Source organism: Clostridium chromiireducens (assembly GCF_002029255.1).
Taxonomy (GTDB): Bacteria; Bacillota; Clostridia; order Clostridiales; family Clostridiaceae; genus Clostridium; species Clostridium chromiireducens.
In genome coordinates, this window is the sequence record NZ_MZGT01000049.1 from 13,650 (window position 1) to 39,887 (window position 26,238).

A 26,238-nucleotide genomic window follows, 5' to 3' on the forward strand; every position below is an offset into this window, starting at 1 on the left:
GAATGAAGAAAAATCGTATTATTTCAGCTATTCTAATTTTGGCAAGTGGAATTTTAGCAAGTAATTATGGTGGAACAATTCCTTACGCTTTACTCTACTTTTCTTTCCTTGTGCCGATAACATCACTAATATATATTGTAGTTGTCAGGATGCGTTTTAAGTTCTATCAGAAGACAGGAAAAAGGACATTAATAAAAGGGGAACCTGTAGATTATTTTTTTAGTGTAGGAAATGAAGACAGTTTTTTTTATAGTGGTATAAAAGTTTATTTTTTACATGATAATTCTTATATTATGGGTTTCAGTGAAACAAAAGAATATTATCTTATGCCTGGAGAAGTGGAAGAAGTTAAGACAAAGCTATGCTGCAGATATCGTGGAGAATATTTTGCAGGAGCTAAATCATTTATAATAACTGACTATCTTCATTTATTTAATATTACTTATAAAGTGCAATCACAGCTTCCTGTTACGGTTTTACCGAGAATTGTAAAATGGAGAAATTCGGATGTAATAGAGGAAGATAAGGATGAAAAGAATACTATTTATTCTATGAAGGAAGAAGACCAGATAGATGTACAAGTACGGAAATATGCTCCAGGAGATCCCATGAGACAAGTACATTGGAAAGTATCAGCTAAGACAGGAGAATTAATGACTAGAATTCATCATGCTAGTTTAAAACTTGAAGTGATGATTGTGCTTGATTTGAGCCCTATTGGAAATAATGAAGTGAACAATCTGGCTTTAGAAGATGGTATTATTGAGGAAGCATTAGCGGTTGCAAATTATTGCTATGTAAGGCAAATACCTTGTTTTGTCTGCTTTGAACAAAATAGTTGTAACAGATTATCCATACAAACCCCAAGTGAATGGAATGAATTTTATATGTTATGTGCAAAGCTTGTATTTATTGGGAGAATGAAGAATAGTGAATTATGTGAAATAGGCATGCAATGGCTGGAAACAGTAAAACATACCATTATTGTTACTCATGAATTAAATATTAAACTCTATGATGTACTGAAGTCTTCATATAGGGGGATAGAGGTTTGCATTCTTTTAATGATAAGTGTATTGGGCGAAGAAGAAAAAAATAGTATAAGCTTTTTTGAGAAAAATGGTTTTACAGTTCGACTAATCACTTTAGCGGAGGAAGGTAAAAATGAAGATAAAAAGTGAAATGGTATCAGAAGGATATAAGTTTACACGGGAATTTTTTATTACAATGTTAATTTTATATGGTATCTTTAAATTATTATATTGGGAAATCCCCACTTTTTATTTGTTTATAGCTTCACTTTTGATGGCAATAATTACAGGGGTTATTAGTGATAATAGGGTTAAAAAGGTAATTGTTGTAATTCCAGCTATGTTTGTTGTAATAATAATTATTATATTAATATTGTATTTTAATATAAATGTTTTCTCATTTTTTGGAAAAGCTTTCTTTTGGAATTATGATTACGTTAAAGGGATTAAAGAGTTTAATCTTTCATATTCAATGGTAACCATTTGCATACTTTCTGTTATCATAATGCAGATTATAATCAGGGTTGAGAAAAATATAAGTTCAAAATTTATAACGGCGGTTATATTATTGATATTTATGATTATATGTGGCATGAATAATATACAATGGAGTTCAGTTTTGACTGGAATTATGCTATTTTACTGTTTTGATATTATAGTTGAAGCTCATTTAGTGAAGGTTGGAGGAACCGCAAGGTATGCAGAAGCATGTTTAACCCCATTTATTGCACTAGCAGTATTTTTAGCAATGTGTCTTCCTTCAGACAAGGAGCCGATTAAGTGGGTATGGGTAAATCACACATTAAATAGCATCAGCGATAATGTTCAAGAGCTTGTCTATAACATCGATCAAATGGGTAATGAGACTAAAAATGAATTTGATGTAAAGAAAGCAGGATTTTCTGATGAAGGGACTAGCTCCTTTGGTAAGCTTATTGACGGGAAGGAAAGAAATATGTTCTTTCTATCAGTAAAAAATGGTATTGGAACAGGATATTTAGATGGGGTTATACTCAACACTTATACAGGAAGTCAGTGGAAAAAAGATGAAGGTGATTATGACAATTATACTGAAGAATATAAAATGGATTTATATGAGAAATTATACAATTTATATCATACAAATTTGAAACAGTCTCCTAATGAGCATTTTGCTGAGAATATACACTACGAAATAAAATTTGATAAACTTGAGACTAAAACAATTTTTAGGCCAGAAAATTCCTATGACATAGATTTCGGCAATCAAAAGAATGATTTTGATGTAATTGGAAATAATATATATTTTCCAAGCAAAAGGGAAAAAGGGTATTCATACGATGTTTATGCTGTAGTCATGAATATGAATAATGCAGGTTTAAAACAATATTTGAGGGGCCTTAATGAAAATGGGGATTACTATAAGAAGATTCAAGATGAAAAGGGTAATTTTGAGGACAGTCTATTTGTAGAAGCTATTTATCCATTTAAATTTAAAGAAGATGAAATTAATTATATTACTTCAGATTATTTTAGGCAGCGTCTTTATGAAAGAAGTAAAAAAATAAAAGAAGAATATCTGCAAACTTCAAGTACAACACCGGAAAGAGTTCGTAAGTTAGCACAAGAAATTACTAAGGACTGCACAAACCAATATGATAAAGCAGAAGCTATATGCAATTATTTAAAAGACAATTATGCTTATACAACTAAAATTAATCAGCTTCCAGAAGGAAAAGATGCAGTGGATAATTTCTTATTTGAGCAAAAGAAAGGGTATTGTATTTATTTTGCAAGCGCCATGGCAATCATGTGTAGATATTTAGATATACCAACAAGATATGTTGATGGCGTTGCTCTTGCTTATAGCGATATGGATGAAAATTGGTACAAAGTAAAAACAAAGGAAGCCCATGCTTGGACAGAAATTTATATAGAAGGGTTTGGATGGATACGCATGGACCCAACTCCAGGCTATAAAGATATAGAGAATTGGAAAATTAATGGTGGTAACGGGGAAATATATGTTGATCCGACGCATAATAAATTAGAGGATAAATTTAAAATCTCAGTGCAAGAAAATGAAGAACAAACATCAGAAGAAAATATTTTTGGAACAATATTATTATGGTTAAAATATATATTTTTAGGAGTTACATTTTCAGCGACTTTGATCTTGCTTGTGATAGGCATGATTATATGGAATAAAAAAAGGATATATAAGAAATCTAGTAATCGAGAAAAAACGTTTATTTGTATGAAAAAAATCATGTCAAATCTAGAGAAACAGGGATATGTGTTAATGGAAGGAGAGACTTTGAAGGAATTTAAAGAAAGACTGGAAAATGACAAAACTTTTGAGAATATTGATATCGTTAAATTGTTGGAATGGTTTCAAGATATCCGTTATAGCAGTAAAGTCATTACAGAGGAAGATATTTCATGGGTTGAACATTTTATTGCAGCAAATAGGAAATAAATTTATTGATTCTGTGGATTTTGTAGTCCATAATTTCTATAGATAGTTAATTCTACAATTGATCTTATTTATATTAATGCCTGTACATTATAATTTAAACATAATGAAGTTCAGGGTTAATTTTTAGAGTTAACTATCTATATGTCGATGTATTTGAAGATAAGTCATTGGATTCAATTACAGGGAAGAGCAATAGGCGAAGAAGATGCGAGAAAAGAAATGACAGCTTTATTATCAACTCTAAAGTGTTGGAAAGAGGCATAATATACGAGGAGGAGTAGGATATGGAAGATAAGCAAATAATAACAATAAAAACAACAGTGAATGCTCAGGTAGAAAAGGTATGGAAATATTGGACGGAACCAGAATATATAAAAAAATGGAATAGTGCCTCAGAGGACTGGCATACACCGCTTGCAGAAAATGACTTAAGAGTTGGAGGTATATTTATTTCAAGAATGGAAGCCAAAGATGGAAGTTTCGGATTTGACTTTGGTGGAATTTATAATGAAGTGGAATTATATAAGGTTATTGCTTATACTTTAGATGATGGAAGAAAAGTTAAGATTAATTTTATTGGTGGAGAAAAGGTCACAGAGATAACTGAAACTTTTGAAGCAGAAAACGAAAATTCAATTGAAATGCAGCAAAGTGGCTGGCAAGCAATATTGGATAGTTTTAAAAAATATGCAGAACAAAAATAAGTAACTAGAAATATTAATGTATAATAAGAATAGATTATTTATGGTAAATAGATAGTCTATTCTTAATTTGTTTTTAAGAAGGTGGAAAATCATATTTTAACAGATCTAATATTTCTTCCTCTGTAATTGAAGAATCGCAACGAACCTCTATTTCTCTATTTTTACTAACAATAAATCCTGGCACAGTTACAATATTATATTTTTCTCTAAATGTGTTAATAAAATTATCTGAAAAATCAGAACTATCTACATAGTAAATAGTTGTGTTAATTTTATTAGTCAAGCCACTTAATTTTTTAACAAATTTACGGCAGAATGGGCATGTTGCACGACCAATATAAGCAACAGCTAAGTCTTCATTAGATAATAATTCGTCTGCTTGTGTAGAAATCACTTTTTTAAATAACTTTACATCTTCTTCATAGCTATCTTTTTCAAACATTTGAATCCTCCTTGTTTTTTATTATATTATATCAAGGCTAAATTATTAAATCAATTTAGTTAGCTTTTCTAGTAGTTATTTTGTGAAATTATAGAAGATATTATAACTATCTATAATATGATCGTTATCATATTATGTAGAGAATATGTTTTAATTATCAAAAAAAGTATTTAAGCTGTTAAGTGAAGGATATAACATAAGTCAAATAGCAAAAGAGTGAAATGTATCATAAAATCAAGTGAAAAAGATATTAGAATAGTATTATAATCTTTAAAAATGTAAAAAATAGTACATATAAAATTAATAATTAAAATCTTTAGTATTAAAATTACTGATGGGGAATTTTCATCAGTAATTTTTTTGCTTGCAATTTATAGTGTTAATCTATTGATTAAACGCATATATAAACATATGTAGAGTAAATAAGAAAGAATGGTGGAAGGCGAAATATATGAAATCTATTTTTGACTTTTTAATAAGAAAATTTGTGAAAGACCACAAAAATGTGAATTCCCAATTAGTCAGACAATCTTACGGGACTCTTGGAGGAAATGTTGGGATAATAATAAATTCTTCTATTCTTGTTCTTGAAATTGTCATTGGTTTATTTCTAAACAGTATAGCCATTACAGCAGATGCTTTTCATAATCTGACTGATGCATTATCTTCGTTAGTTACAATATTTAGTTTTAAACTTGCAAATCGTCCGGCAGATGATAAACATCCTTTTGGTTATGGAAGAATAGAGTATATAACTGCGCTTTTATTTTCTGGTGCCATACTTGTAGTAGGATTTGAATTTCTAAGAAGCTCATTTTTACGTGTTTTACATCCTGTAAATATACCTTTTAATAAAGTGAGTTTTATTTGCATGCTGTGTGCAATACCATTACAAGTTTTTCTTAACAGATTTACAAATTATATAGGGGATGTTATTGATTCATCTGCACTTAAAGCATCAGCGTTAGAATCCTTTACTGATATCTTAGTTCTGTCTATGGTTACCTTTTCTTTGCTTATTACAAGATTTACAACTTTTCCTATTGATGGATATATAGGAGTCATTGTATCTCTTTTTATTTTCCATTCAGGTATAGAACTTGGAAGAGAAATGCTTGGTACTTTAATTGGGAAAGCACCAGAAAAAGAGTTTGTAGAAAAACTGAAAAACAGCGTAATAAGTTATAAATATATATGCGGAGTGCATGATCTTGTAATTCATAATTATGGTCCAGGTAGATACATGGCTTCTTTGCATGCTGAGGTTCCAAGCAATATATCCATTATGGAACTGCATGACGTTATAGATCAGGCTGAGAAGGAAATTGGTAAACGAATGAATGTATATCTTTCTATTCATATGGACCCAATTAATACAGACAGCCCTGAGATCATGGGCTTAAAAGAAGAAGTTTATAAAAAGATTAAAGTAATAAAGGGTATAGTGTCTATACATGATTTTAGAGTTGTTGGAGGAAGTGAAGAAAAAACGATATTATTTGATGTGGTATTGGACAAGACCAGTTTTAAAGATAATGAAGAAAAAGATCTGCAAGCTCAAATACAAGATATCATATTTAGCATTAATCCTTCTTATAGGAGTATCATTACTTTCGATAGAGAGTTTTATTAAATAGAATGGATATTTTCAGAGTTTGATTATTATTCATCTTATATGAAAAAAAGCAATGTACGCAAATTGAAGTGTGTCAATATCTTGGGGTTGAAGCGCCTACAATTACTAGGACATTAACTAGAATGGAAGAAATGGGACTGGTAATCCAAATTTGTGAAGAAATTAATGCAGTTAAAGAAGCACTGACTATGAAGAGTGTGTGGTAAAAAAATTTAAAGATTAAGATTATAATATAATAAAATCAGATTGGATGTAAATAGAACTTGTTTTTATGAGTATTAAATAGTATATTATTTACAAGATAGGCTATCATTGGCTGAAAAGCAAGTTGTAATTTGCAGATTATTTATATTAGTGGAGGTAATGGAATGAATGTTGAAATTAAAAAATTGACACCTGCTCACGTAGAAGAATATATGAACTTTTTCGAGACGACGCCACATGATGATAATATCCCTGAGCATACCTGTTATTGTGAGTGTTGGTGTAGTGCCGACCATCGTTTCAGAACAGGTATCCCATCTCGTGAAGAAAGAAAAGCAATGGCTATTGAATATGTTAGGAGCGGAAAAATACAAGGATATTTAGCATATTTTGACGGTTGTATCGTTGGTTGGTGTAACGCAAATACAAAGACAGAATGTTTGAACTGTATCGGTTGGTATCGTTTTATGCCCCAAGTAAATGAATTGGAGATTGACGCAAATGATAAAGTAAAATCTATATATTGTTTTCTTGTTGCACCTGATATGAAAAGAAAAGGAATAGCAAAACAATTATTGCAATATGCTTGCCAAGACGCGATGAATGATGATTATGATTATGTTGAAGTATATCCCGAAAAAGAAACTACAGATGAACGTAAACATTTTATGGGTTTTGTTGATATGTATAAAAACTTGGGCTTTACTATTCATGCAGAAACAAATCAAAAATTTGTAATGAGGAAACAGCTAAAGTGCACCATAGTATAAGCATTTTATTCCATGTTGGATAAACTAAATAAATATGAAGTGTATTATGGTTGAAAGTATTGATGAATTATAATACAAATTTAATGTTACATTAAAGTCTGATAAATATGGGGAGGCTGATGCATTAGTAATGATGTACTTTACACGTAATATATATAAAAAAATGCAGATAAGGGGAGAGTTCCCGCTAAGGGTTGATGATAAAGATAAATGGATGAAGCAGTGGGAAGAGTTTTATAATCTATGCCATGCCAAGAAGGACAAAGAGTTTAAGGCATGGGTATTTCAGCATATTCCAGAGGTAAAAGATGATATTCTCCAAGGTAAAAAATTTACTGATAAAGAAGTAGTAGAAAAACTTTATAAAAGAATGAAAGAAATGGCCTATGAATGGAAAACTGTATGCAAGATGTGCCAAGCAGAACATGAGGAAATAAAGCACAAGCTACCATTAAATATGCAAACATTAATAAATTTAAATCTTCATGATAGTATAGTATTAGCAATAAAAAAAGATAGTAATAATATGCTTAATATAGAATTAGATCGATATTCATTAACATTTAAAGATGTCAGCCGACTTGAAATAACAGATGATATCGTTGGAGATAGTTTGCTTTATAAGGAAGTGCATTTGTCAGATATGGGCAAATTTGATTTTCAAGTTCTATTTTGCTCTTCTCAAGTCGTATTAACTTTACATGAATTTAGAGTTATTGCAGATGATGTTGTTATTGAAAGTAAAACATGGTAATTAGTGTATAAAGTATGGGCAGTTCTATTCTTGTAAAAGTTCCTCAATTGGACCAGAGCATTACTCAATTATAACAAGTGATTTATCATAATCTATAGTCTCCTTTAAGCTTTTTCTGCTAAGATATTTATTCTTCTAAAGGTTTCAAAGTAAGTTCCATCTTCTTGTTTTGTTCTTTCAAGCATTTTTTCTACCACTTTGTCTCTAAATTCTTGTTTTATATTCTTGGGTAATATACTAATAAATGGCACTATAGTAGGCTGATCAATCCATCCAATTATTTGTTCTTCATTTTGAAAGTACCTATCTACATTTTCTTCATAGATATTTATATTTTTGAAAACTTTGGCTTCATTTGCTAATTCTTTATATTCATGAGTTGAAGGCATGTACCAAGGCCACTCAAAATCTTTAAAATAATTATTATATTCTTCATACTTTGTAATCTCTTTTACTACTTCAAAAAAGTTTTGACAATTACCATGACCTCCAAAATTAAATCTAATTCTTCCGCCATCTTTTAAAACATTATTGCATTTATAAAACAATTTTTTATGATTTTTGACCCAATGTAGTGCTGCATTAGAAAATATCAAATCAAATTTTTCTTCAAAATTGAAATCATTTATATCCATAAATCTAAATTCCAAGTTTTCTTCTCTTATTTCAATTGCCGTATCAATCATACCTTTTGACGCATCTATACCAATAACTTTTCCCTTTGGAACTTTACTACTTAAAATTTGAGTTAGTACACCATCTCCACATCCCAAGTCTAATATAAAAGAATCCTCTTTTATATTCATTTCTTGTATAATTTCATATTTTCCAACAGGATTTAAAATCATATTTCAGTAGAGGTGCACATTTTGAAAAAGTGCGAAGCACAACCAAGAATTTATATGACTTTATTGGAAAGAGATAGAGAAAAAATCGAAGAAAGAATTCGTATTTTTATATTAATCTATTATTTTTTGTATATTTACTATAATTTATATGGTTGAGAAAAAACATGGTAAAGGTTAATATAATTTTACTTATTCTTTTTATATACTTTGGAGACATATATAAAGAATAAAAATTTATTGGCATACAAAGAAGGGAAAAAATCATCATGGAGAATTTATTTAAAAACATTAAGCTAACAGAAGGATACAAAAGTTTAGAAAATAACAATCCTATATTGCTTCAAAGATTTGGAGCTGATCCTTATGCTATGGAATACGATGGAAGAATTTACATTTATACAACAAATGATGTATATGAGTATGACAAAGATGGAAAATTAATAGAAAATAGTTATAAAATCATTCAAAATTTAAATTGCATTTCTTCTGATGACTTAGTAAACTGGACAGATCATGGAGTAATTCAAGTGGCAGGTCCAAATGGTGCTTCATCATGGGCTGAAAATTCATGGGCTCCTGCAGCTGCACATAAGACTATTAACGGGAAAGAAAAATTCTTCCTATATTATGCAAATAATGCAAGTACTATTGGTGTTCTATCAAGTGATAGTCCAATTGGTCCATGGGTTGATCCATTAGGAAAACCTATGATTACAAGGGAAATAGAAAATTGTTCTAATGTTGAATGGCTTTTTGATCCTGCTGTTCTTGTAGATGATGATGGAAAAGCATATTTATACTTCGGAGGCGGAGTACCAGAAGGCAAAGAAGCAATGCCAAACACTGCAAGGGCAGTTGAATTAGGTGACGATATGATTAGCATTGTAGGAGTTCCAGTAACTATTGAAGCTCCATATCTTTTCGAGGATTCAGGTATAAATAAAATTGGTGACACATATTACTATAGTTATTGCTCAAATTGGTCAAGCCGTGATAATGCAGTAGGTAAATATGTACCTAAAATTGCGGAAATTATTATAATGACTAGTAAAAATCCTCTTGGTCCATGGACATATAATGGATCTATATTAGAGAATCCAGGAACTTTCTTTGAAGCTTGGAGTAATAACCACCACTCTATGATAAAATTCAAAGAAAAGTGGTACATGTTCTATCATTCTCTTTTATTATGTAATGATATGTCACTTCCAGCTACTGGGTATCGTACAACTAATGTTGAAGAAGTGGAAGTTCTAGATGACGGAACTATTAAGCCTATTATAGGAACACGTGCTGGCGTTAAACAAGTTAAAAATTTAAATCCATTTATTCTAAATGAAGCACAAACTTTTGCTTGGATGGCTGGAATAACTACAACTTCTACCCAAGAAGAAAGTGCAGTATATGGTGAAACTAATCTTGTAGTTAATGTACTTGAAACTGGTAATTGGATAGGTTTATCTAATGTTGATTTTGGAGCAGAAGGTGCAAGTTCATTTACAGCAAAGTTATCAAGCGAGATAAGTGGAAACGCTATAAAAATTTGTTTAGATAGTCCATCTGGAGAAGCTATCGGATATTTGGAAGTGCCAAACACAGGTAGTGATAATGAATATAAAAATGTGACGGTAGAAATTAAGAATTCAAAAGGAATACACAATTTATTCTTTGTTTTTTCTGGAGAAGGCTTCCAGTTTGACTGCTGGAAATTTGAGAAATAAGATTATTTTAAAATCAGCATCTGTTAGCGCCCCAATTTTCATATAAACAAAAGAGGCTGTCCCAAAAAAATCACAATATAGTGCCTTAAATTCTGGGCTATGCTTAAAAATAGTGTTGATATTTTAGTGTTTTTTAAGTGAAACCAATTTGGTTTCACTTAATTCATCTTTATCGTCATCCACTAGAAACTCCCGATGCAGAGCTAAAAAATCAAATATCTGAATAAGCCGTATTCTTTTTCCATAGCAAATTTACACTCATCTAGACCTGTCTCTCATTAGTCAAACCACGCCTTCTCTCAACATAACGTAACAGACCTAATGCCAGCTCAAATATAAATATTTAAATAGATTTATATATAAGAATAAAAACATATATCTATAAAGATATGTAAATATGCTTATAGATAAAAATGAATCTAGATAACTACTTAACTTTATTTATAGGTAAATAGATATTTAGATATCTAGATAAAGAGGAGAGTTTTTTTTGTGTATTATATTTACAAAAACGGATTTATATTGTAAACTATATAAAAAGCAATGAAAAGAAGAGTAGATAAAATAGTTCATTTTCAGAGAGCTCTAGCTGGTGGAACGGAGCAATGAATTTTTATTGAAGAAGATCTTGGAGCTGCACACTGAGTCTGCTTTGCAGAGGTAGGATGTGACGGTATACCCCGTTATAGGTATAGAGTATCTCATTTTTTGATGTACTTGAAGAGGTGTATACGGCAACGCATACATAAACTGAGGTGGTACCACGAATTTATAACTTTCGTCCTCAAGATTAGAAATCTTGGAGGTGAAGGTTTTTTTATTTGTATTAAGGTAATATCAAAAAAATAACAAGTCAATCCGCTAGTAGGTCTAGCTGTTATTTTATTTCATGTGTCTAAATTAATCAATAAATAAGTAAAGGTGGTAACAAAAATGTATGAGCAATATGAAAATTTAGATGAATTAGAAAATATAATGACAAATGCTAATGAATTTATAACAGAAAGAATAAAAAAGTTAAATAAACTAAATGAACTTGGAATAAATCCATATCCATATAATTACGATTTTAACAAAAAAACTTATACAAAAGAGATATGTGATAATTTTGATACTATTGATGAGAATAAAGTATTTTCTTTAGCAGGAAGAATAATGTTTCTTAGGAGAATGGGAAATGCAACTTTTGCTAATATAGTAGATGAAAGAGGAAATATACAACTATTTTTTAGTAAAAAGTTAATTGGAAATGAAAATTACAATGTTTTAAAATTAATCGATGTTTCAGATATTATTGGAGTAGAGGGAACTGTATTTAAGACTCAAACAGGGGAAATAACTATTAGAGCAAACAAATTTGAATTGTTATCTAAATCAATAAGAACCCTTCCTGAAAAATATCATGGAATTCAAGATTCAGATTTAAGGCAAAGACATAGATCTTTAGATATGATAATGAATTCAGAAGTTAAAGAAAGATTTATTAAACGTTCTAAAGCAATTACTGCAATTAGAGAATTTTTAAATAATATGAGTTTTATTGAATGTGATACTCCTGTACTTGACACTAAATATGGTGGAGGAGAAGCAAAACCATTTAAAACTTTTGTTAATGATTTAGATTGTGAAGTATATATGAATGTTTCTCCAGAATTATATTTAAAAAGGCTTATTGTTGGAGGAATAGAAAGGGTTTATACATTTGCAAGATCTTTTAGAAATGAAGGAATTGATAGAACACATTATCCAGAATTTACTCTAATGGAATGTTACATGTCTTATGCAGATTATGAGGATATGATGAGAATTATGGAAGGAATATATGAACATGTATTTATGTCTGTTAATGGCTCTACTAAAATAAAATATGGTGAAGAAGAAATTGATTTTAAAGCTCCATGGAAAAGAGAAACTATGTGCAATCTTGTAAAACAAGATACAGGTATTGATGTAGAGAATTTAACTAAAGAAGAAATTATAAGTAAAATTAAAGAGAATTCTCTTTTGATTGAAGAACAAAATGAAGGCTTAAATATAAATGAAGCTTATAAAGGAGAATTAATAGTAAATCTTTTTGAAGCATATAGCGAGAAGAAATTAATACAACCTACTTTTGTTATAGACTTTCCTAAAGAATCATCACCACTTTGTAAAGTTCATAGGGAAAATCCAGATTTAATTGAAAGATTTGAACCATATGCTTATGGAGTAGAACTTGGAAATGCTTATTCAGAATTAAATGATCCATTAAGACAGCGTATATTATTACATGAACAAGCTGAAAAATTAAGAGGAGGACTAGAAACAGCAAGTCCAATGGACGAAGAATTTGCTATAGCTATTGATACAGCAATGCCACCAACTGGAGGTTTGGGTATTGGTATTGATAGAATGATAATGTTTCTAACTGGATCAAATACAATAAAGGATGTTATTGCATTTCCTTTAGTTAAAAGATAAGGACAAAAAATAGAAATACTAGATAAATATAAATAAATATGGTTTCTGAATATTTAAATTAGAGAAACAAGAATAAAAATAAATATAGATTATACTAATATAATCAAAAGGAATACTTAAAGCAAGCAAAGCTTTGAGTATTCCTTTTTCTATTTTGAGGAGGAATTGAATATGAAAAATTGTATTCAAAAGAGAATATTGCAGAAATAAAAGCTAACAGTATAAAAATACTACAACAAGAAGTAAATTACCTAAATATGAATGTACTAGACAATGGTGTACAAGAGGTTTCATACGACTTTGTCATAAATTGGACATGTTGTAATGATTCTAATTAGGCTAATAATGTGCATAACATGTAGATTTGACGTAGTAAGTTATAAAAATGTTCTTTGAAAATTGAATAGTACGATTTTTACAAAATATGTTATAATGAATACTGAATAGTATGCAAATACGAAATTATAACTAGTTACATTATAAGAATTAAGGAGAGTATTATGGACAGTAATGAAAAGAAACAATGCAAACATAAGTACATCGTAGGTTACTCATTCAGATTCCCTCAACCGTTTTTTCGTAGCCTACCTTGTGATAACTGTGGTTGCAGTATAAGATTAAGCCTGCTTTGGCGAATTGTTTATTGGTGTGTAGATATTATTGGTTTTATACTGGCTTTTGGAGTATCGACATCCATTCACATAAAATTTCTTGGAAGTACATTTTTTATTTCACTCTTTATCTTTTTATTACTCATTTGGACTGTTCATCTTATCGGTAGACTTATTTTAAAGTATGGCAAGTGGATTGAAGTGTACAAAAAATAACATTTAATTATAAACATATTAGTTGGTCAGAATTTTCAATAATTATGAATCACTAAAAATAAATAGCAAATTGTAAAATCGTATTATTCAAGAGATTGAATTTACGATTTTTTTAATGCGTAATTCTAACAACGGATGAAGCTACATCAACTGTAGATATGACGTAGCAAATTATATAAATGTTCTTTGAAAATTGAATAATACGATTTTTACAAAATATGCTATAATTAATACAGAATAGTAAAATATTAAGAGGTACCAAATATAAAAAAATTCACAGGGGTTTCCCTTGTGTTGACATAGATATTTTAAACATGGAAGGATGTTATTTAATGAAAATTATTGCAACCCCCAAAAATACACGGAGAGTGACTATAATTTAGCTCTCCGAAAAAAAGGAGAGAATTATGATTCGTAACCAAGTACTAAAAATCGCAGATACCCACTTACTGCCGACTATAACAGAATTGTATGGATTAGATGACTATAAAATCAATGTCATTGAGGCTCATGAAGGGGGGAGAAATCTCGTTTACTTATGTGAAAACGAGGATAAGGGTGATAAAATCATCCGAATTGCTTTCTTGCCCGACAGAAATACAAAGGATTTCCTAAGTGAATTAGAGTATATTCGGTATCTTTACGAGAACGGCGGCAGTGTATCTAATGTAGTTGATTCCTGCAATGGGCGTTTGTTAGAGGAAATTATTTATAAAGGTCACAGATTTTTTATAAGTGTATTTGAAAAAGCCAAGGGAGAACAGCTTGCAGAAAATGGATATCGATATCGCAAGGGGGTTCCTCTTACCGAGTATTTCTACAACTGCGGCAAAACCCTCGGTAAGCTTCATGCACTGTCAAAAGGATATGAACCTGTGCATCGCCGATACAGCTTTTTTGACAAGTACAATGCCGAATTTATCAATAAAATAATTCCTGACTCTTTGCCCCTTCTGAAAGAAAAGTTGCTTGAACTTATACGAACTTTAGAGGTAATGGACAGAAATTCAGGAACGTTTGGCATGGTGCATTTTGATTACAGCGACGGAAATTACATGATTGACTACGAAACAGGGAATATCACGGTGTTTGATTTTGATAACGCTTGTTTTTGTTGGTATATGTATGACCTTGCAAATGTTTGGGGACATGGGGTAGGCTGGGTACAGTTTGAGGCAGATGTAGAAAAACGTCGGCAATTCATGACAGATTACTTTGAAACTGTTCTTGAGGGATACAAGTCAGAAACAGAAATCGACGATAAAATGCTTGAAAACCTGCAGTTATTTATCAAGGTAAACATCATGGAAAGCATTATTGATGCATTTGAAGTTATGCACAACAACGGGGAAAAACTAGAATGTGACGAGCAATTGTCCTATCTCATTAAATGTATGGAGGATGAAATCCCATATGAGGGTTTTTTTCATGAAGTTTATTCATGTGATGAGCCTTTTGAGTATGAGGCACGTGAGATTTAACTCAATCATAAGTCGATTTGCGAACGGTCTTTATAGGAAAGTGCCACGCAGTTGATAACAAGAATGGATACCCACTAATAGGGTATCCATTCTCTATATAAAATCATTTTTCTATGTTAAGATAGAAAGCTTGTGACTTATTATAAGTAAAATCAGAAGGTATCTTACTTCACAATGTTCCTAAATTATAAATTAATAAAAGTAATAGCTAGTTTATTAGCAGTAGCTTCAATGTTGACAGCATATCCTTTAAGAACAAATGCAGAATGGAAACAGGATTCAAACGGTTGGTGGAATACAGAAGGAAGTTCATGGTCAGTAGGGTGGAAGGAGATTGATCGAAAATGGTATTATTTTAGACAAGATGGATATATGGCACACGATACAGCAATAGATGGATACGAATTGGGTTCTGATGGTGCATGGATTCAAGCTGCATCAAATAATTTATCAAATTCAAAAAACGTTACAACTAATGAGTATAAAAATTTTGATATTAATGAATTTAAAAATACGTTGAAAACAGGTGGCTATCCTGTAGAAGTGAGAGATACATTGTATAAGGAAAATAGTGTATCTAAAGGTTGGAAATTAGTTAATGGAAAGTATTATTACTTTAGCTTTGAAGGGGCTCTAGCAAAGGATGAAATTGTTGATGGTTATTATTTGGGGGGAGATGGAGCTTTAGATACAACTAAAGGTAAATCACAATTACAAGATATTACTATGAAGACTGAAGAAAGTGTATATCATATCGGTACAGAAAAGATTAGAGTTGATATAACAAATAATACGAATTTAGAATGTGAATATGGTGGAATATATTATCAAATAGATAAGTTTGAAAATAATGAGTGGCATAATTTAGATTTTGCGGAACATGCAACTTTTACTGATATGGCAGCACTTTTGCCAGCAAAAGGAACAAGTATGGATATTTGTAGATTAAGTATACTAAAAGATTTTAATAAGCTAGCAGCAGGAAAATATAGGATGGTAGCAGAAGTTGGAAACTCAGAAGGTTATTCACATGTAGCAGCAGAATTTGAACTACAATAAAAAAATAAATAGCAGATTTTAAGTAACGTATTATTCACTTGAATGCAGTAATTTGTTTCATATTACTAAAATATATAAAGTATTAGAATGTGATCTTACAGACATATTAAAATATGAACCAAACAAAAAGGATGCTAATTAATATATACTGACTGTTTAAGCGTGAGTGTAAAGCTGCATAAAAAATTCTCTTGTATTTTATAATGCAGGAGATTTTTATTTTGAAAAATGATATAGGATCTTTATTACATTTATTGGTCAAAAGTAGTGTTTAAAATGTGAGTAATATTTAATAAAAATAGTCTTCCTTGAAAATTGCATAGTGAGGTAGTTTGAATATAATACAATAAGTAAAAGATAATATAAACTTTATTTAATAAAAAGGAGAAATTTTGTAATATGAATATAAGATTATAAAGAAAATGATATTAGAATTATAACAGTGGAAGCATCAATAACTGCAAAGCCTTTTTTTGAAAAACGTGGCTATTTTACAGTAAAACAACAAGAAGTTGAAAGAAAAGGACAATTATTAACTAACTTTATAATGAAAAAAAGTGAACTTCCATCATGCTTTTTCAGAGATGTTTCAGAAGAGTTGAGGGATGTTAGGAATGTTGAAGAAGCTTCTTATGAAGAATTTGCTAAACTTGTACTTAAAAAATAAAGAATAATAATACTATATTTGATATTTATATATTTAACTTAATTATTAATCAGTAAAAATACATACGAAATTGTAAAATCGCATTATTCAAGAAGTGAATTGGCGATTTTTTTACTTGACAACATGTAGAAAGCGTGCAGTAACATGAAGAAAAAAAGACACTATAAAAGTGTCTTTTAAGATAAAACTAACTTGATATTTTCACCATATATTATAAATTTATAGTTGCTCAAAAGAGATACTAAAGGATACTTGGGAGACTGAGGGCCTAACCGTATGACTTGCTGCATTACTGAGTTATTATCAATGATAATTAACATGCCAGTAGTATGCAATGATTTGTTTTCAACAAAATAATTATTATTTTCATATAAGTTTAAATCTTTCATAGTATAAAAACCTTGTGAAAATTCTTTTGGTTCAGCAAAAGCAGTCGTTGTACTTATATTAAATGATAGCAATAAAAAAATAGAAATAAGCATTATAAGTTTTTTCATATATTAACCGCCTTTCAATATTAAATAGTTCAAATTTTATTATGCGAAAGTCGAGAATTGATATTCAAAATATTAGTTTAACTAAATACGCAATACCCAAATAACAAGTTGTAGAAATTAAGTAGCAAAATAAATAAAAATAGACAATTTAAAAGTGTCTATTATGAAAGTACTACACTCCCATTAGAAAAAATAATAAGTGAGGAATCATAGTTAAGAGGAGGTAAAGTTTGTTCGGTAATTTTACTATTTAATCTCACTAGTGCCTCTATAGTATGATCAGAATCAATTACTAGAATAATAGCTTTAGCATTAGCGGGTGTAATATGCACATTAATTGGAGTACCTACTAGTAAGTTCGCATCCCTTACACTATAAATACCTTGACCTAATGATTTAGGACTAGTTACTTGAGCGGTAGTTATAGTAGTATTAATGCTAAACGATAGGAGTAAAATAATAGAGAATATTTTAATTAATCTTTTCATAATCTTACACGCCTTTCAAGATAATAAAATTGAGCCAATTAAATAAGCCTATTTTATTATGTGGAAGTGAAAAAAATATATACTCTTATGAATTAGAAACTATAATTTAAGTCAATGATATTGGGGGATATGAAAGTGTTAGAACAGAAAACTTTTGGAATTCTATAAAGTTAATGTTCAGCGCAATTCTAATAAAAAGATATATACTTTATTGTTCAATTCCTAACATCAGTACAGTATTTTGAAGAGCTTTTGCATCCTCTAAATTGGATATTGGTGATTGTACATTATTAACAATTACATCATCTTTTCTGATTTCTATTAGATTGTCCTCATTATTTTCATCATATATGTATTCGTATTCATTATGTTTATAGCTGAGCATGTATAAAACACCTCCTTTAATTTATTATTTATACTTCTATTATGACCGTTATTATTGATTAATATACATATATTAATGCACAATACCAGCAATATCATGTTATTCATTAAAATAGAAGGAAAAATCAAAGTCATTGGAGTTGCTAATTTTGAAATTCAGCACCATGAAGACTTAATGAAACATTCTAAAATTAAGTAAGTTATAAATCTATATTTATAATTCATAAACAACACATTAAATGGATTGACAAATAAAATAAATTTGATGTATATTATATTTAATAGATTTCAGAAAAGAGAGGTATTTTTGTGAGTGTTTAGTATCTAAATAGTTAAGTTAATATTAATTCAAAAAATGGGAGGTTTTATACCTTTTATTTGCTATGGAATTAATTTGTACTATTGAAGATACAAGTCCACGAATTTACTTTATACAGAGGTAATATAATTACCTTTATTAATTGTTGAATTTTAAGCTGTGGAAGTATCCATGGCTTTTTATTATTTAAAAGTAAAATTTGGAGATCTATCGATAATTCGTAGGCTTGTAATGTTAATAAAGTTTTAGGAGAGGATTATTATTATGAATAAAGAAACTTTTGAGAAATTACATTACTATGAGCTTAAAGAAATAGTAAAAGAATATTGTGTAAGCGGATTAGGAAAAAGATTAATTGATAAATTAGAACCTAGCAGTAATATAAAAATTGTAAATCAAATGTTAGATGAGACTACAGAGGGAAGAAGATTATTAGATGCTTCTTATACTATTCCATTAGAAGGAATTTTTAATATTCTCCCATTTATTGAGAAAATTGAAAAAGGTGCATCTTTGGAAGCAGAAGATTTAACCATAATATCTAATTTTCTAAGAGGTTGTAGAAAAGTTAAAACTTTTATGAAGGATAAAGAAGGCTATGCGAAAACTTTAAGTGCTTATGGAGAAAATATTTTTGATTTAGAATATATTGAAGATGAAATAAATAGATCAATCAGGGGAAGCAGGGTAGATTCTAATGCCAGCAAGGAGCTTAAGAAAATAAGGCGACATATTGATATGTGCGAAGGTAAAATAAAAGAAAAATTAGATAAATTTCTTAAAAACGCTCAAAATAAAGAGTATATTCAAGAATTTTTTATAAGTCAGCGAAATGGCAGATATACTATTCCAATCAAGGCATCCTATAAAAATTTTGTTCAAGGAACTATTATTGAAACTTCTTCTAAAGGAACTACTGTTTTTATGGAACCAGATGTTATCTCAAGATATACAAGTGAGTTAAGTATTCTGCAGGCAGAAGAAAGTGTGGAAGAATACAGGATATTAGCTGCATTAACAGAAATGCTTTTTGAAAGAATAAAAGATTTAAAATTGAACGTGGAGGTAATATCAGAATACGATATGATATGGGCTAAAGCTAAATGCAGTAAAGCCATAAATGGAAGTAAACCTAAATTAAATGAATACGGATATATAAAAATAATTAAGGGTACCTATCCTTTCATTAAAAATAACATTCCTTTAGATTTTGAGATTGGAAAAAATTATAGGAGCTTAATAATAACAGGACCTAATGCAGGTGGAAAAACTGTAGTGTTAAAAACAATTGGACTATTAACATTGGCGGTGCAATCTGGATTTCATATAGGAGCTGAAGAAGGGACAGAACTTTCGGTATTTAAAAATATATTCGTGGATATAGGGGATAACCAAAGTATTGAAAATGCTTTAAGCACATTTTCATCCCATGTAAAAAACTTAGCTGAAATTATTAAGAAAAGTTCAAAATCAACGTTACTTTTGTTTGATGAGATTGGAAGCGGAACAGAACCTAATGAAGGCTCAGCTTTAGCTATTGCAATACTTGAAGAATTATATCATAAGGGGTGTATAACTATAGCAACTACACACTATGGAGAAATTAAGAATTTTTCAAAGATGCACCCTGATTTTGAAAATGCAGCTATGGAATTTGAAAAAGAAACTTTGCAGCCTTTATATAAACTTAGGATAGGAAAAGTAGGCAGCAGCAATGCCTTATATATTTCTAAAAAGATGGGATTAGATGATTCTATTATTAATAGGGCAAGACAATATTTTGATAATAAAAATTATAATTTTTCTTTAATAGAGGAAAGTAAAGTCATGAAGAATAAAGAACCACAAATTAAGGAAGATTTTTATAAATACTCAGTAGGTGACAGAGTCATTCTTTTAGATAATAATGAATCAGCTATTGTGTATAAAGAGATAAATAAAGTAAACAATGTTACTTTACTATATAATAATGAATTGATTGAAGTAAATTATAAGAGAATAAAACTAGATATAAAGGCAAGTCAGCTATATCCAGAGGGTTACGATTTAAATCAGTTATTTGTAAGCTATAAAGAACGAAAACTTGAAAGAGATATTGAAAGAGGTTCTAAAAAGGCCTTAAAGAAGATAAGAAAGGAATCAAAGGACAAAAATAATTCTCAAAAATAAGGTGATTAAATAAAATAACAAGTCCAAAGCTGGCAAATGGACTTGTTATTTTATTGATAGTGCTTAGGTATCAACTTGAAATTTATTATAAATATATTGGTTGTTGAATAAATAAAAAACAAATATTGATAAGTAAATAAGGATTTACTCTTTTGTAGTAAACCCTAAAATATTGAATTTATTTAGTATTATCATTGTTACAAGTATATTGAAATGGAGGCTGAGTTTGAATGTAGAATCCATTTCGTACTTGAGATATCCAATTTTGAAAAATTTCTAACCAGGCATTACTTGTAAAGAAATCTCCAAGGGGTGCATTAGAATTCCATTCTAAAATTAGAAATGGTCCAATTCCAAAAGACCAAATTCCAATTTGCTCTACGTCTATTTCTCTTATTAGCAAAATAGGAAGCCCATATTGATAAGCCATAGCGGGCTCTATTTGAGCAAAAGGACTACCTTCCCAAACTACTAAATCTTGAGGCTGGCCAAGATTATTTTGAATTACACTTACTTGTCTTTGTTTAAGATTAATTGCCACTAATCCATAACTAGATAACATCATTCTTCTTATATTTGTCAGTGGAGTTTCGGGATATTGTTCAGTAATAGGTAAGGTGCGGGGAAATAATAGAGCAGATTTTATTTGTTTAATTATTGCATCAACAAATTGTTGCTGAGTAGAATTAAGTCTGCTTGGATGGCTTAAAAATACGGGGACTCTAAATAAAAGTTTTGATGATTCTATCATTAAATCAGTTGGTTTAGTAGCTTCATTTACTGTATCAGTTTCTTTTTTATTAAAGGCATTCATTTGTACTCCTCCATAATAATGTTTTATCCTAAGAAATAAATATTTTCGCATTGATACCTCATTATATGGTGAAGTGATTATTGATGTTACCATAATATTTAATATAAATAATATATAGATAAATCTCTTTATTCTTTTATTGAAGAATATATAATATATGATAAAATATTGCCATAGGATAGTGAGAGATTTTGGAGAGGAAATTTAATTATAATGCTCCATAATATCAATTCTTATAAAGTTTCAAGAGTTCATGAAATATGAACATTCATAAAAAAGAAACTAACAGAAATGTGTTACTATTACTTAACATAGGTTTGATACTTGTTCGTTAGATTAATACAAAAAGTATAATTATTAAGTATATTAAATACTTAAAAAAGGGAGGAAAATAAAATGAAAATAACAATGTATGGGACAGCAATTTGTCCAGATTGTGTTGAAGCAAAAGTTATTTTAGAAAAACATAAAGATATAGAATTAGATTATAAAAATATTATCGAGAGTACTAAAATATTAAAGGAATTTTTATCTTATCGTGATAATGATAAAATGTTTACTGATGTTGTTAAAGAGGGAAAAATAGGCATCCCATTTTTTATTTTAGAAGATGGAACAAAAACATTAGACATATTCGATTATTTAGATATAGAAAAGCCTAAGAAAGCTGCAAATAGTTGCTCTATTGATGGTAGTGGTAAATGTTAATAGATGTTAACTTATGTCGATAAAAAAGAGGAATCACAATTATAATGTGATTCCTCTTTTTTCTTGTACAATACAAAAACCAGCTTATAGCTGCCTAGGCATTTTCAGAAAAATGTATTTTATTTAGATTTATATAGACCTTCAATCTTGTATCCAAGTCATATATCTATATTTTAAATTGCGAAACTATGTTTTTAAGATTTTCTGCGCTTTGACTTACGTGAGTTGTTTCTGCCTGTACTTCATTTGCTCTGTCCATTATTTCAGAAACTCTATCCACAATATCATTAATACCATTTACACCTTCAGTATTAGCGTCAGAAATTCCAGTCATTGCATCATTTACGGTTTTTATAGAAGTTAGCAGGTCTTCAGATGTGGCACTTAAAGCTACAACTAAATCATTAACAAATATAGCATCTTTATCATAATTTTCGCCAACTAAAACTGACTCCTCATAGCTCTTAACCACCTTTGTTTCAATATAATCTAAGGTGGTTTTTGAGGCATCTGAAAGGCTTTCAACTGCTATAAATACCTCATTAATTGTATCTTGTATCTCATTAACAGTTTTACTTGAAACTTCTGCAAGATTTCTAATTTCTTCTGCAACTACTGCAAATCCTTTACCTGCTTCACCTGCTCTTGCTGATTCAATTGATGCATTTAAGGCTAAAAGATTTGTGTTAGAAGATATGTCTAAAATAGCATCGGCTAAAGTTTTGATTTTGTCAACTTCTTTTATCTTATTTAAAGCTAAGTCCATCATTTTTTTAATCTGTTCACGTGTGTTATTAGCGTCTACCTCAAGTATTAAAGAATTATTCTTTAATGTCATGGCTCTTTTACTAATTTCATTAGCAGATATTGACCCATCTTTTGCTTTATCTGCGATAGATTGAACTGTATTTCCTAATTCAAGTGAAGTTGCACTTATTTCCTCTGTTGAAGCAGCTGTTTCCTGCATCCCAGCAGACAATTGTTCCACTGTAGCAGATATATCTTCTAATTTAGATGTAAGATTATGTACATTTTCATTTGAAATAATTAATGATTTATTTACATTTTCAGTTTCAGTAATTATTGAATTAATTATTTGTTTTATGGATATTTGCATAAAATTAATAGCATTACCTAACTGTCCAAATTCATCAGTTGAATCTACTTTTATAGGTTCAATTAATAAGTTACCTTGAGCAATTTCTTGTAATGAAAGAACACACCTTTTTAATGCATTAGCAATCATGCCTGATAAAAGTATAGCAATAATTAAACTAATTAAAAAACCAATTATAAAAATTATTCCCATTAATAATTTTGCTTGAGAGGTCGCTTTTTCACTACTTGTAAATGAATCTGCAAGCATTTCATCTATTCCATTATTTGATTTATCTTGAATATGTTTTAGCGCATCCATATAACATTTACCAGCACTAAGCCTATCACGTGCAGTTTCGATATTTCCAGATTTAACAAGTTCAATTTGTGAATCAAAATATTTATTTATGATTTCAATGTTTGGAATTTCTTCATTTACCATAATATTTTGAAGTTCTACGTAGCTTACATAATACTTTTGAACTTCTTTTAGCTTTTCATCTATATTTTGCTTGCTTGAACTATAGGAATCTAAATATCTTGTATCTCCGTTGCTAGCAATATATCCTCTTACTCCAGTTTCTTCATTAACTAATTCAATATTGATTTTTTCAAGGGTAGTATTTATTGGGAATAAGTCATTTATTATTTCATTTTCAATTTTTTGAATTTGGTTAAAATTATAATATACGCAGATAGTAGTAATAAGCATTAGTATTAAAACAATACTAAATCCAATTAATATTTTTATTCGTATTTTAGCATTTTTAAACAAAACAATACCTCCTAATTTAGTGTTTATTTTATGTCACTAATGTTTTCTTTTGTAATTTTCTTATAATCGATCCATATACATCTATGATCATCAATTGCATAATTAACATTATCTTTAGTAGGAGTTTGACCACTACTAAGAACAGATGCAAGATTAAAAATTGCTTTACCTTGTTCCGATGCATCATTAAGTACTGTTGCTAGTAGAGTACCTTGATTTAGAAAACTAATAGTACTATTATTACCATCAACACCAACAACAGGTATATATTTTCCATTTGTAAAATAACCTTTTTCTTTCAATGCATCAATTGCGCCTAAAGCCATATCATCATCATTAGCAATAACACAATCAACTTTATCACCTTCTGTAGCAATAAAGTTTCTCATTTCATTCTTAGCTTTTTCACGATCCCATGAAGCAACAGCATCAGAAAGTTTCTCGACATAAAGACCAGCATCTTTCATAGCATCAACAGAATGTATTGAACGAGATGTAGCATCAGGGTGGCCATCTGGACCTTTTAACATTACATAATGAACAACACCATCTTTAGTAGGATTATTTTTAAAGTAATCAGCAAGAATTTGCCCTTGTATCATACCTGACTGCTCACCCTTAGAACCTACATAATACACTTTATCCCAAATTTTAAGATCTTCTTCTGAAGGTTGAATATTAAAAAAGATAACTGGAATATTTGCTTTTTGAGCTTTAGCTATAATTGTTGGAGCAGCTGATTTTTCAATAAGATTAATAACTAATACATTAACTTTGCTATCAATCAAAGCATCAATTTTTTTATTTTCAGTTTCTTGAGAATTATCAGCACTCCAGATATTCATTTCAGCTTTATCTTCAGCCATTTCATACAACTCATTTCGTAAAGAAGTTCTCCAAGTATCATCAAAACTTCCTATTACTGCGCCAATAACTGGTTTTGAAGTTGAATTATTTGATATATCTTTTGATTTTGAACATCCAGTAATAAAAAAAGTCATTATTAAAATACTGGTAATAAAAATTTTACTGTTTCTTTTCACTTTCATCGTATCTCCTCCTATGATGTCAATTAATCTAACTAATTTTATTGTCATGCTAGTAAATAAGCGTATGCATAAGTTATGAATCGCAGCTCATTTATTTGGGATTTATTGCATATATACTTACTTTTAACATTAATATAATATATTAACCTAAAATGGTATAAAATTCAACATTCATCCAATTATAGCAAGTTGTAAATATAACAAAATTCTTATCAAGTTTTGAATTTGCTGAGGGGTTAATTAGTGAACTTGAAATTCCTAATAAAGAAGATCATTAAAGCTTACCATTGTATTTAAAGGGGAAGAGGTTAAGATTACTCAAGACAATTTGTAATTAAGCGTTGAGTATTGATTTTTAATAAAAAGTTATATATGATTTTATTAAGATAATGGTAAAATATATTTTTATTACACTATGTGTAGGACATTGCCTTTATTGGACAAAAGCATAAGATGTATGCATTAGGAATAGGACATAAAATAGACTAGCTACTGATTAGTTATTTTTTGAATATGCCTTAATAAAAATAATAGGAGTGAAAAAATGTATATTGGAATAGTTACTAGTTTTATATTATTTATAGATTTTGCATATATCCATTTATTACTTACTAGAAAAAGAAGCATTGGATATTCTACATTCATATTCATGATTAATTATTTAATAATAATATCAGGATGTTATATTTTACCTACATTTTTTGAGGATAGTATTTTTTATAGATATAGTTCGACGTTTTTGGGATGCACTATGATTATATCTATTTATTTGATTTTTGAAGAATCTATTTTTAAAAAAATATTTACTATGTTTACTGTATGGGTATTTTCACATATTATATTAATAATATCATCTTATATAATAAGTATAAATT

Annotated in this window: 24 protein-coding genes, 1 pseudogene and 1 other annotated feature; of the genes and pseudogenes, 17 read left to right on the plus strand and 8 right to left on the minus strand. The window is 29.3% G+C overall.

Annotation, left to right across the window (positions count from 1 at the left end):
- Window positions 1–2: 2 nt before the first annotated feature.
- From CLCHR_RS16775 to CLCHR_RS16785, 4 genes are all read left to right on the plus strand, one after another.
- On the plus strand, window positions 3–1,181 hold the full coding sequence (locus CLCHR_RS16775; RefSeq protein WP_079440977.1) for a DUF58 domain-containing protein: 1,179 nt from the start codon (window positions 3–5) through the stop codon (window positions 1,179–1,181).
- On the plus strand, window positions 1,165–3,489 hold the full coding sequence (locus CLCHR_RS16780; protein ID WP_079440978.1) for a transglutaminase-like domain-containing protein: 2,325 nt from the start codon (window positions 1,165–1,167) through the stop codon (window positions 3,487–3,489). Before CLCHR_RS16775 ends, CLCHR_RS16780 begins: the two co-directional genes overlap by 17 nt.
- A 141-nt stretch (window positions 3,490–3,630) precedes the next feature.
- Window positions 3,631–3,753: a hypothetical protein gene (locus tag CLCHR_RS25485; RefSeq protein ID WP_278337011.1), complete on the plus strand. Its 123-nt coding sequence runs from the start codon at window positions 3,631–3,633 to the stop codon at window positions 3,751–3,753.
- A 20-nt stretch (window positions 3,754–3,773) separates the two neighbouring features.
- Window positions 3,774–4,193 (plus strand): SRPBCC family protein, encoded by a 420-nt coding sequence (locus CLCHR_RS16785; protein WP_079440979.1) that lies wholly within the window; start codon window positions 3,774–3,776, stop codon window positions 4,191–4,193.
- Window positions 4,194–4,266: 73 nt separating this feature from the next.
- Here the strand turns inward: CLCHR_RS16785 and CLCHR_RS16790 are convergent, their stop codons facing one another.
- On the minus strand, window positions 4,267–4,635 hold the full coding sequence (locus CLCHR_RS16790) for a DUF6568 family protein (RefSeq protein WP_079440980.1): 369 nt from the start codon (window positions 4,633–4,635) through the stop codon (window positions 4,267–4,269).
- A gap of 451 nt (window positions 4,636–5,086) precedes the next feature.
- On the opposite strand from CLCHR_RS16790, the gene CLCHR_RS16795 reads away from it, so the two are divergent.
- The 4 genes and pseudogenes from CLCHR_RS16795 (at window position 5,087) to CLCHR_RS16810 (ending at window position 7,999) form a co-directional block, all read left to right on the plus strand.
- Window positions 5,087–6,268 carry a cation diffusion facilitator family transporter gene (locus tag CLCHR_RS16795; protein WP_079440981.1) on the plus strand — a complete coding sequence of 394 codons (1,182 nt, stop codon included), beginning with the start codon at window positions 5,087–5,089 and terminating at the stop codon, window positions 6,266–6,268.
- Window positions 6,269–6,306: 38 nt separating this feature from the next.
- Window positions 6,307–6,420, plus strand: a pseudogene (locus CLCHR_RS25255) (MarR family transcriptional regulator); the annotation flags it as partial.
- Between the two features lie 240 nt (window positions 6,421–6,660).
- Window positions 6,661–7,245 (plus strand): GNAT family N-acetyltransferase, encoded by a 585-nt coding sequence (locus tag CLCHR_RS16805; RefSeq protein ID WP_242966129.1) that lies wholly within the window; start codon window positions 6,661–6,663, stop codon window positions 7,243–7,245.
- Between the two features lie 130 nt (window positions 7,246–7,375).
- Window positions 7,376–7,999, plus strand: a complete 624-nt coding sequence (locus CLCHR_RS16810; RefSeq protein ID WP_079440983.1) for a DUF4085 family protein — start codon at window positions 7,376–7,378, stop codon at window positions 7,997–7,999.
- 104 nt (window positions 8,000–8,103) lie between these two features.
- Here CLCHR_RS16810 and CLCHR_RS16815 read toward each other — a convergent pair whose 3' ends face one another.
- Complete coding sequence (locus CLCHR_RS16815; protein ID WP_079440984.1) at window positions 8,104–8,847, minus strand: class I SAM-dependent methyltransferase; 744 nt, start codon at window positions 8,845–8,847, stop codon at window positions 8,104–8,106.
- Between the two features lie 266 nt (window positions 8,848–9,113).
- Between CLCHR_RS16815 and CLCHR_RS16820 the strand changes: the two genes are divergently transcribed.
- The 6 genes from CLCHR_RS16820 (at window position 9,114) to CLCHR_RS25690 (ending at window position 17,062) form a co-directional block, all read left to right on the plus strand.
- Complete coding sequence (locus CLCHR_RS16820; protein ID WP_079440985.1) at window positions 9,114–10,568, plus strand: glycoside hydrolase family 43 protein; 1,455 nt, start codon at window positions 9,114–9,116, stop codon at window positions 10,566–10,568.
- A 534-nt stretch (window positions 10,569–11,102) separates the two neighbouring features.
- Window positions 11,103–11,357, plus strand: a binding site (T-box leader).
- 144 nt (window positions 11,358–11,501) lie between these two features.
- Window positions 11,502–13,028, plus strand: a complete 1,527-nt coding sequence (gene lysS, locus CLCHR_RS16825; protein ID WP_079440986.1) for a lysine--tRNA ligase — start codon at window positions 11,502–11,504, stop codon at window positions 13,026–13,028.
- 179 nt (window positions 13,029–13,207) lie between these two features.
- The gene (locus tag CLCHR_RS24885) at window positions 13,208–13,366 is read left to right on the plus strand and encodes a hypothetical protein (protein WP_169896833.1); all 159 of its coding nucleotides are present in this window, start codon (window positions 13,208–13,210) and stop codon (window positions 13,364–13,366) included.
- Between the two features lie 896 nt (window positions 13,367–14,262).
- Entirely contained in the window at window positions 14,263–15,336 is a 1,074-nt protein-coding gene (locus tag CLCHR_RS16835; protein ID WP_079440988.1) for a phosphotransferase enzyme family protein, read from the plus strand.
- Window positions 15,337–15,510: 174 nt separating this feature from the next.
- Window positions 15,511–16,395 (plus strand): immunoglobulin-like domain-containing protein, encoded by an 885-nt coding sequence (locus CLCHR_RS16840; protein WP_079440989.1) that lies wholly within the window; start codon window positions 15,511–15,513, stop codon window positions 16,393–16,395.
- Between the two features lie 427 nt (window positions 16,396–16,822).
- Window positions 16,823–17,062, plus strand: coding sequence for a DUF6485 family protein (locus CLCHR_RS25690; RefSeq protein ID WP_479723263.1), 240 nt, complete (start codon window positions 16,823–16,825; stop codon window positions 17,060–17,062).
- A 176-nt stretch (window positions 17,063–17,238) separates the two neighbouring features.
- Here the strand turns inward: CLCHR_RS25690 and CLCHR_RS16850 are convergent, their stop codons facing one another.
- From CLCHR_RS16850 to CLCHR_RS24890, 3 genes are all read right to left on the minus strand, one after another.
- Window positions 17,239–17,559 carry a hypothetical protein gene (locus CLCHR_RS16850; protein ID WP_079440990.1) on the minus strand — a complete coding sequence of 107 codons (321 nt, stop codon included), beginning with the start codon at window positions 17,557–17,559 and terminating at the stop codon, window positions 17,239–17,241.
- Window positions 17,560–17,720: 161 nt separating this feature from the next.
- Complete coding sequence (locus CLCHR_RS16855) at window positions 17,721–18,047, minus strand: hypothetical protein (RefSeq protein ID WP_079440991.1); 327 nt, start codon at window positions 18,045–18,047, stop codon at window positions 17,721–17,723.
- A gap of 208 nt (window positions 18,048–18,255) precedes the next feature.
- Window positions 18,256–18,432 (minus strand): hypothetical protein, encoded by a 177-nt coding sequence (locus CLCHR_RS24890; RefSeq protein ID WP_169896834.1) that lies wholly within the window; start codon window positions 18,430–18,432, stop codon window positions 18,256–18,258.
- Between the two features lie 582 nt (window positions 18,433–19,014).
- Here CLCHR_RS24890 and CLCHR_RS16860 point away from each other — a divergent pair.
- Window positions 19,015–20,919: an endonuclease MutS2 gene (locus CLCHR_RS16860; RefSeq protein ID WP_079440992.1), complete on the plus strand. Its 1,905-nt coding sequence runs from the start codon at window positions 19,015–19,017 to the stop codon at window positions 20,917–20,919.
- Between the two features lie 178 nt (window positions 20,920–21,097).
- Here the strand turns inward: CLCHR_RS16860 and CLCHR_RS16865 are convergent, their stop codons facing one another.
- Entirely contained in the window at window positions 21,098–21,733 is a 636-nt protein-coding gene (locus CLCHR_RS16865; protein ID WP_079440993.1) for a hypothetical protein, read from the minus strand.
- Between the two features lie 396 nt (window positions 21,734–22,129).
- Between CLCHR_RS16865 and CLCHR_RS16870 the strand changes: the two genes are divergently transcribed.
- On the plus strand, window positions 22,130–22,441 hold the full coding sequence (locus CLCHR_RS16870; protein ID WP_079440994.1) for a glutaredoxin: 312 nt from the start codon (window positions 22,130–22,132) through the stop codon (window positions 22,439–22,441).
- 166 nt (window positions 22,442–22,607) lie between these two features.
- Here CLCHR_RS16870 and CLCHR_RS16875 read toward each other — a convergent pair whose 3' ends face one another.
- Together CLCHR_RS16875 and CLCHR_RS16880 are read right to left on the minus strand one after the other, a co-directional pair.
- Window positions 22,608–24,314, minus strand: a complete 1,707-nt coding sequence (locus CLCHR_RS16875; RefSeq protein WP_079440995.1) for a methyl-accepting chemotaxis protein — start codon at window positions 24,312–24,314, stop codon at window positions 22,608–22,610.
- A gap of 23 nt (window positions 24,315–24,337) precedes the next feature.
- On the minus strand, window positions 24,338–25,363 hold the full coding sequence (locus CLCHR_RS16880; RefSeq protein ID WP_139376257.1) for a galactose ABC transporter substrate-binding protein: 1,026 nt from the start codon (window positions 25,361–25,363) through the stop codon (window positions 24,338–24,340).
- A gap of 544 nt (window positions 25,364–25,907) precedes the next feature.
- Here CLCHR_RS16880 and CLCHR_RS25095 point away from each other — a divergent pair.
- Window positions 25,908–26,238: hypothetical protein (locus tag CLCHR_RS25095; RefSeq protein ID WP_207652331.1), on the plus strand; the 331-nt coding region annotated here is incomplete at its 3' end.

Coding starts and splice junctions, on each gene's coding strand:
- CLCHR_RS16795 (WP_079440981.1), top strand. CDS start 5,087: ATGAAATCTATTTTTGACTTTTTAATAAGAAAATTTGTGAAAGACCAC.
- CLCHR_RS16870 (WP_079440994.1), top strand. CDS start 22,130: ATGAAAATAACAATGTATGGGACAGCAATTTGTCCAGATTGTGTTGAA.
- lysS (WP_079440986.1), top strand. CDS start 11,502: ATGTATGAGCAATATGAAAATTTAGATGAATTAGAAAATATAATGACA.
- CLCHR_RS24890 (WP_169896834.1), bottom strand. CDS start 18,432: ATGCTCAGCTATAAACATAATGAATACGAATACATATATGATGAAAAT.
- CLCHR_RS16785 (WP_079440979.1), top strand. CDS start 3,774: ATGGAAGATAAGCAAATAATAACAATAAAAACAACAGTGAATGCTCAG.
- CLCHR_RS16835 (WP_079440988.1), top strand. CDS start 14,263: ATGATTCGTAACCAAGTACTAAAAATCGCAGATACCCACTTACTGCCG.
- CLCHR_RS16865 (WP_079440993.1), bottom strand. CDS start 21,733: ATGAATGCCTTTAATAAAAAAGAAACTGATACAGTAAATGAAGCTACT.
- CLCHR_RS16815 (WP_079440984.1), bottom strand. CDS start 8,847: ATGATTTTAAATCCTGTTGGAAAATATGAAATTATACAAGAAATGAAT.
- CLCHR_RS16860 (WP_079440992.1), top strand. CDS start 19,015: ATGAATAAAGAAACTTTTGAGAAATTACATTACTATGAGCTTAAAGAA.
- CLCHR_RS16790 (WP_079440980.1), bottom strand. CDS start 4,635: ATGTTTGAAAAAGATAGCTATGAAGAAGATGTAAAGTTATTTAAAAAA.
- CLCHR_RS16780 (WP_079440978.1), top strand. CDS start 1,165: ATGAAGATAAAAAGTGAAATGGTATCAGAAGGATATAAGTTTACACGG.
- CLCHR_RS16810 (WP_079440983.1), top strand. CDS start 7,376: ATGATGTACTTTACACGTAATATATATAAAAAAATGCAGATAAGGGGA.
- CLCHR_RS16820 (WP_079440985.1), top strand. CDS start 9,114: ATGGAGAATTTATTTAAAAACATTAAGCTAACAGAAGGATACAAAAGT.
- CLCHR_RS16840 (WP_079440989.1), top strand. CDS start 15,511: ATGTTCCTAAATTATAAATTAATAAAAGTAATAGCTAGTTTATTAGCA.
- CLCHR_RS16850 (WP_079440990.1), bottom strand. CDS start 17,559: ATGAAAAAACTTATAATGCTTATTTCTATTTTTTTATTGCTATCATTT.
- CLCHR_RS16775 (WP_079440977.1), top strand. CDS start 3: ATGAAGAAAAATCGTATTATTTCAGCTATTCTAATTTTGGCAAGTGGA.
- CLCHR_RS16880 (WP_139376257.1), bottom strand. CDS start 25,363: ATGAAAGTGAAAAGAAACAGTAAAATTTTTATTACCAGTATTTTAATA.
- CLCHR_RS25485 (WP_278337011.1), top strand. CDS start 3,631: ATGTCGATGTATTTGAAGATAAGTCATTGGATTCAATTACAGGGAAGA.
- CLCHR_RS16855 (WP_079440991.1), bottom strand. CDS start 18,047: ATGAAAAGATTAATTAAAATATTCTCTATTATTTTACTCCTATCGTTT.